General features: G+C 42.2%; 4 protein-coding genes. All 4 read left to right on the forward strand.

The genetic code is table 11. From position 1 onward, the window contains the following. Positions 1-409 precede the first annotated feature (409 nt). Positions 410-2,308: an EAL domain-containing protein gene (locus AAEY93_RS19975; RefSeq protein WP_351079364.1), complete on the forward strand. Its 1,899-nt coding sequence runs from the start codon at positions 410-412 to the stop codon at positions 2,306-2,308. 140 nt (positions 2,309-2,448) lie between these two features. Beyond that, on the forward strand, positions 2,449-3,027 hold the full coding sequence (gene rsxA / locus AAEY93_RS19980; protein ID WP_101034661.1) for an electron transport complex subunit RsxA: 579 nt from the start codon (positions 2,449-2,451) through the stop codon (positions 3,025-3,027). Between the two features lie 2 nt (positions 3,028-3,029). Next, entirely contained in the window at positions 3,030-3,608 is a 579-nt protein-coding gene (rsxB, locus tag AAEY93_RS19985; protein ID WP_124013157.1) for an electron transport complex subunit RsxB, read from the forward strand. Next, positions 3,602-5,721 (forward strand): electron transport complex subunit RsxC (rsxC, locus tag AAEY93_RS19990; RefSeq protein ID WP_351079367.1); only part of this gene is annotated, 2,120 nt, incomplete at its 3' end. The genes rsxB and rsxC, both read left to right, overlap by 7 nt.

The following is a 5,721-nucleotide window of genomic DNA, read 5'->3' on the forward strand; positions in this document are numbered from 1 at the left end:
CCCCAGTAGTTCAGTTGGTAGAACGGCGGACTGTTAATCCGTATGTCACTGGTTCGAGTCCAGTCTGGGGAGCCATTATTATCGGCAATATTTCTTCTGTTAAAACCTCGCGTTTGTTAATCTACTCTTTACTTTCAATATCATAACCTTCCAATCGCTTCATTTATCTTAGTTATCATCATTTATTTAAGACTACTTTTTTAGTGAAATATAGTTAATTTTTCTATATGTAATAATACCTTAGATTAATAATTAACTAATCTCATTTCTGCTATGATAATATTGATTATAATATAAACTATTTAGATCATTATATTTTTGGTTAACATCTTGTTCGAACCTCTTCAGCACAAAGCTTGTGCCGGACTGAGCAAATTTAGCCAAAAACACTTATGGGAATGGATGTTTTATGGGCTTATCGAAATCCTTTCAGCTGGTTCTGTTCCTTGTGTTTGGATTATTAATCTTCCAAATTTACACGGTCGAAAATAACCAAGTACAGGAACAAGGTGAAGTTGCGCGCGCAAGTTATCAACAAAATGTACAAACCATTGATGACTGGCATGGCAGCGGAGAAGCGTTATACCAACGCATGTCTAAAGACTTTTCTTTTCAGTTTTTTCAATATATCCATAATACCGACAGTAATAATAATTTTACCTATGGCAGTTTACTTCGCCCTTCAGACGATTTTGCCAGCCAAGTTTTTGATATTGAATTAGGTCACGTTCAAAACTTTGCCGATGGTCGCTTACAAGTGAGATTAGACACTGCCAGTGTGTTGTCACCCAGCTTTAATGACTTAGAACAAACCGCGACCTTATTAATCGCGGCATATATCATTCTGATGCTGTTATTTGCCGCACTCGTGCAGTTACATCGTCGTAGAATCAACTATGCTGCTGAATACATTGCTCATATCCCTGACTTATCATTCCTCGCCATTGAAAAATCACGCTTCCCGGGCGTATTGAAGCCATTAGGTAACGCAATAGAAACTTGCCGTGGTCAATTAAAGCTCAGCTTAGATCGGGTACGTAAAGAAAATGAGTTGTTAACCAAAGCTGCTTACCAAGATCCCGTCAGTGGTTTTTCAACGCGCCAACGCTTTACCCAGCATATTGAAGCGATAAGAAAAACAGATAAACAACAAAATGGTGTACTGGTTGTGGTTAAGGCAGCTGAACTTGCAAGCGTCAACCAATTACATGGCCGCGTTGCAGGTGATGATTATTTAGCAAAATTGGCAAGCTGTATTCGTAAATCGGCATCAAATCTTGGACCGAATGAGTGCTTTAGGATTTCCAGTGGCGATTTTGCTGTTTTCATTGACAGTATTTCCCTAAAAGAGGGTGAGCGATTTTTAGAGCAACTTAAACGTTATCTTGACGAATATGCCCAAAGCACAAAAAGTGACTCTATAGCGCATGCGGGTATGGTGCCCTATCAGCAAGGAAACGAGCCATTAGCATTGATGGCATTAGCTGATACCGCCGTCAGCGTGGCACAAACTCTGGGGCCTAATCGTTACTATCAATTAGAGAAGCTATCGGGTGATGAGCAAGTCGGAACAGATCATTGGAAAATCACCATCGGCGACTTGATTAATCGTCGAAGCGTAAAATTTTATCAACAACCTATTCAACCCTGTAACAATGCTACTGAAGTTTACCGCGAGTTACTGGCTCGCTTTTATAACGGCGAAGGTAGACATTTACCAACAACCACAGTGATTGCGATGGCTGAACGTTATGGGATGAGTATTGAATTAGATAAAATGATTGTCACACAAACCATTAAAATCTTGAGTGAAAACCCGAGTATTTCAGGTAATATGGGAGTGAATATCAGTGCGTCCTCAGCGCTTCAAGGCAGTTTTACGGTTTGGTTAAAAGATATATTGTCTAAACATCGTGGCACCGCTGCTCGATTAGTGTTTGAACTTAATGAATCAGGAATGCAGACCAATTTAGAGTCTAGCCATCAATTTGTTACCGAGATACACAAAGTAGGCGCAAAAATCGCTATCGAGCGCTTTGGTTTAGGCTTTACCTCATTTAAATTTTTCCGTGAAGTACGTCCTGACTTTATCAAGTTAGACAGCAGTTACAGTGACAATATAGAACAAGATAATAATAATAAGTTTTTTATTAGGATGATCGTTGATATCGCAAAACGCATCAGTATCCGCGTCATAGCCACGGGTGTTGAAAAGCAGGATGAAAAGCTCACCCTAGAAAAACTCTTAGTGGACGGACTACAAGGATATTATATTGCTAAACCTGAATTGTTGTTGCTTAAACAGTAACAACAAGGTTAATAAAGGGTAAAAAAACACGCTTTTATTCTAAGGTTAAACATTTTATGTTTAACCTTATTTTTTATCCGTTGTTTATCGGCGTCAAACCTAAGATAATACTAACAACTATTGGTCAAAAAATTGTAGCAATGACAGATTACCTTCTCCTGTTAATCGGCACAGTGCTGGTAAACAACTTTGTTCTGGTAAAATTCTTAGGTCTATGCCCTTTTATGGGGGTGTCGAGCAAATTAGCGTCAGCAATTGGGATGTCGATGGCAACCACGTTTGTGTTGACCCTAGCGTCTATTTTGAGTTATTTAATTAATGAATTTCTGTTACAACCATTTGATCTCAGTTATTTACGCACCATGAGCTTTATTTTAGTGATTGCCGTCGTGGTGCAATTTACTGAAATGGTAGTGCAAAAAACCAGTGCCTCCTTACATCGCGCGCTGGGCATTTATTTACCATTAATCACCACCAATTGTGCCGTATTAGGCGTCGCTTTACTTAACGTCAATGAAGACCATAATTTTATTCAATCGGCTATATATGGTTTTGGTGCTGCGGTTGGCTTCTCATTAGTGTTAATTTTATTTTCTGCCATGCGTGAGCGATTAGCGGCCGCCGATGTGCCCTTACCTTTTAAAGGTGGTGCAATTGCCATGATCACTGCCGGGTTAATGTCATTAGCCTTTATGGGGTTTGCGGGGCTGGTTACTTAATGATTTCGAGTATATTAATTGCCGTCGCCATACTAACCGCCTTAGCATTGGTGTTTGGTGTCATTTTGGGTTTTGCGTCGAAAAAATTTAAAGTCGAAGGCAACCCTATTGTTGATCAAGTAGAAACCTTGCTACCGCAAACTCAATGTGGTCAATGTGGTTTCCCTGGTTGTCGACCCTATGCAGAAGCCATCGCCAATGGTGAGAAAATCAATAAATGCCCTCCAGGCGGTACCGCTACCATGGAAAAAATTGCTGAGCTCATGGGGGTAGAACCTGAAGCGTTAGGCGAAGAGGCTCAAGCTAATGTGAAAAAAGTGGCTTACATCCGCGAAGATGAATGCATTGGTTGCACTAAGTGTATCCAAGCCTGCCCAGTTGACGCTATTTTAGGTGCTGGTAAATTAATGCATACCGTTATTGTCAAAGATTGTACTGGCTGTGACTTATGTGTTGAACCTTGCCCTGTCGATTGTATAGATATGATCCCCGTTGCAACCACAATACAAAATTGGGACTGGAAGTTACACGCTATCCCAGTAAACGTGATCGATCCTGAGCAAGAGGAAAAACGGTGCTAACGTTATTAGAGCAATTAGATAAAGGTACTTTGTGGCGCTCTCCTGGCGGGATCCATCCACCTGAACTTAAATCATTATCCAATCAACGAACAATTTTACCTTTACCACTGTCATCGCGATTTGTGGTACCGGTTCCCCTTGTCGGTCAACAGGCCGCACTTAGCATTCGTGTTGGTGACAAGGTATTAAGAGGACAATCAATCACTGAAGGTGCTGGTTTTACCTATTTACCGGTTCACGCGCCTACCTCTGGGACGGTTGTGGCAATAGAAGAACACCATAGTAACCATCCCTCTTTATTACCTGTGTTGAGTTGCATCATCGAAGCTGATGGTCAAGATACTTGGTGTGAACTGGTACCAGGTCAGATTGAACAACTGTCAAAACCGGCTATTCTAGACAAAATCAAACACGCAGGGATTGCAGGCATGGGCGGCGCGGCGTTTCCTAGCCATGTCAAACTCAACCCCGCCAGCGAAATCGATTTAGTCATCATTAATGGTGTGGAATGTGAACCCTATATCAGTGCTGATGATCGATTAATGCGTGAATACAGTGATGAAATCTTAACTGGCATAAGTATTATTGATCATTTACTTAATCCACAGCGCATTATCATCGCCATTGAAGACAACAAACCTGAAGCCGCGCAGGCTATGGAATCGGCTATTCATCGCAGCTCATTGCCCAACGACATGATCCGCGTCACCGTTATTCCAACAAAGTACCCTTCTGGCGGTGAAAAACAACTTATTCAAATTATTACCGGTAAAGAAGTGCCAAGTGGCGCGATTCCAGCCCAACTCGGTATTGTTATGCATAACGTCGGTACCGCCTATGCAATACAAGATGCGGTATTACAAGGTAAACCACTCATTGAACGCGTGGTGACATTAACGGGTGAAAGCATCGGTAAACCCGGAAACTATTGGCTTAGAATAGGCACAACCGTAGCCGATGCCCTCAGTCAAGTTAGTTTCAAACCAGAGCGCGCGCAAAAAATCATTGTAGGCGGCCCAATGATGGGATATGCAATAGCCGAACTTGATGTGCCAATATTAAAAGGCACCAACTGTTTGCTAACACCAAGCCAAACAGAAATAGCACCCGATTCAGATGAGAAAGCCTGTATTCGATGTGGTGAGTGCGCTGTCGTTTGCCCGGCATTATTGTTACCACAACAGTTATTCTGGCACGCAAAAGCTGAAGAATACGATAAAGCAGCGAGTTTTAATTTAAAAGACTGCATTGAATGTGGTTGTTGTAGCTATGTCTGTCCAAGTGATATCCCCTTAGTTGAATACTATCGTATCGCTAAGTCGGCGCTGAAAAATACCGCTGAAGAAAAACTTCAAGCTGAAAAAGCTAAACTTCGTTTTGAAGCTCGCTTACAACGTCTTGAAGATGAAAAAAATGCGCGCGAAGAAAAATCAAAGCAAGCTGCCGCCAAGCGCCAAGCAAATATGAAATCGAGTGATAAAGATGCTGTTGCCGCCGCGATGGCACGTATCGCCGCGAAAAAAGCTCAAGCAACAGACTCAGTAACGCAAGGTTCCGCTGCCACAAGCCTTGCATCTTCGAGCAATGTAGCAATCGATACCACCGACGTAAATAAAACAGTCATTAACGCCGCCATTGAACGTGCTAAAGCTAAAAAAGCTGCATTAGCCAATGAGTCAACGCAAACAAACGCCCTCAACACACCCAGTGGAGCTGAAGTTATCAATGAGTCAGCCCAACCACTAGATGACAAAAAAGCTAAAATTGCCGCGGCGGTTGCACGTGCTAAAGCCAAAAAAGCTGCATTAGCCAATGGCTCCGCGACAACAAGTACTACCGATACAAAAAGCACTGCGGTGACTGAACATGCTGTCGTTAGCAAAAAGGAGACTATTACCGATAATAACCACAACACTGCGAGTGAAGCTGAAGTAACTCATTCAGCCACCACCCAAGCTGTAGATGACAAAAAAGCTAAAATTGCCGCGGCGGTTGCACGTGCTAAAGCCCAAAAAGCGGCATTAGCCAATGGCTCCGCGACAACAAGTACTGCCGATACAAAAAGCACTGCGGTGACTGAACATGCTGTCGTTAGCAAAAATCAGACTATTAC

The organism is Shewanella sp. CAL98-MNA-CIBAN-0140 (assembly GCF_040309905.1).
Classification (GTDB): Bacteria; Pseudomonadota; Gammaproteobacteria; order Enterobacterales; family Shewanellaceae; genus Shewanella; species Shewanella psychromarinicola.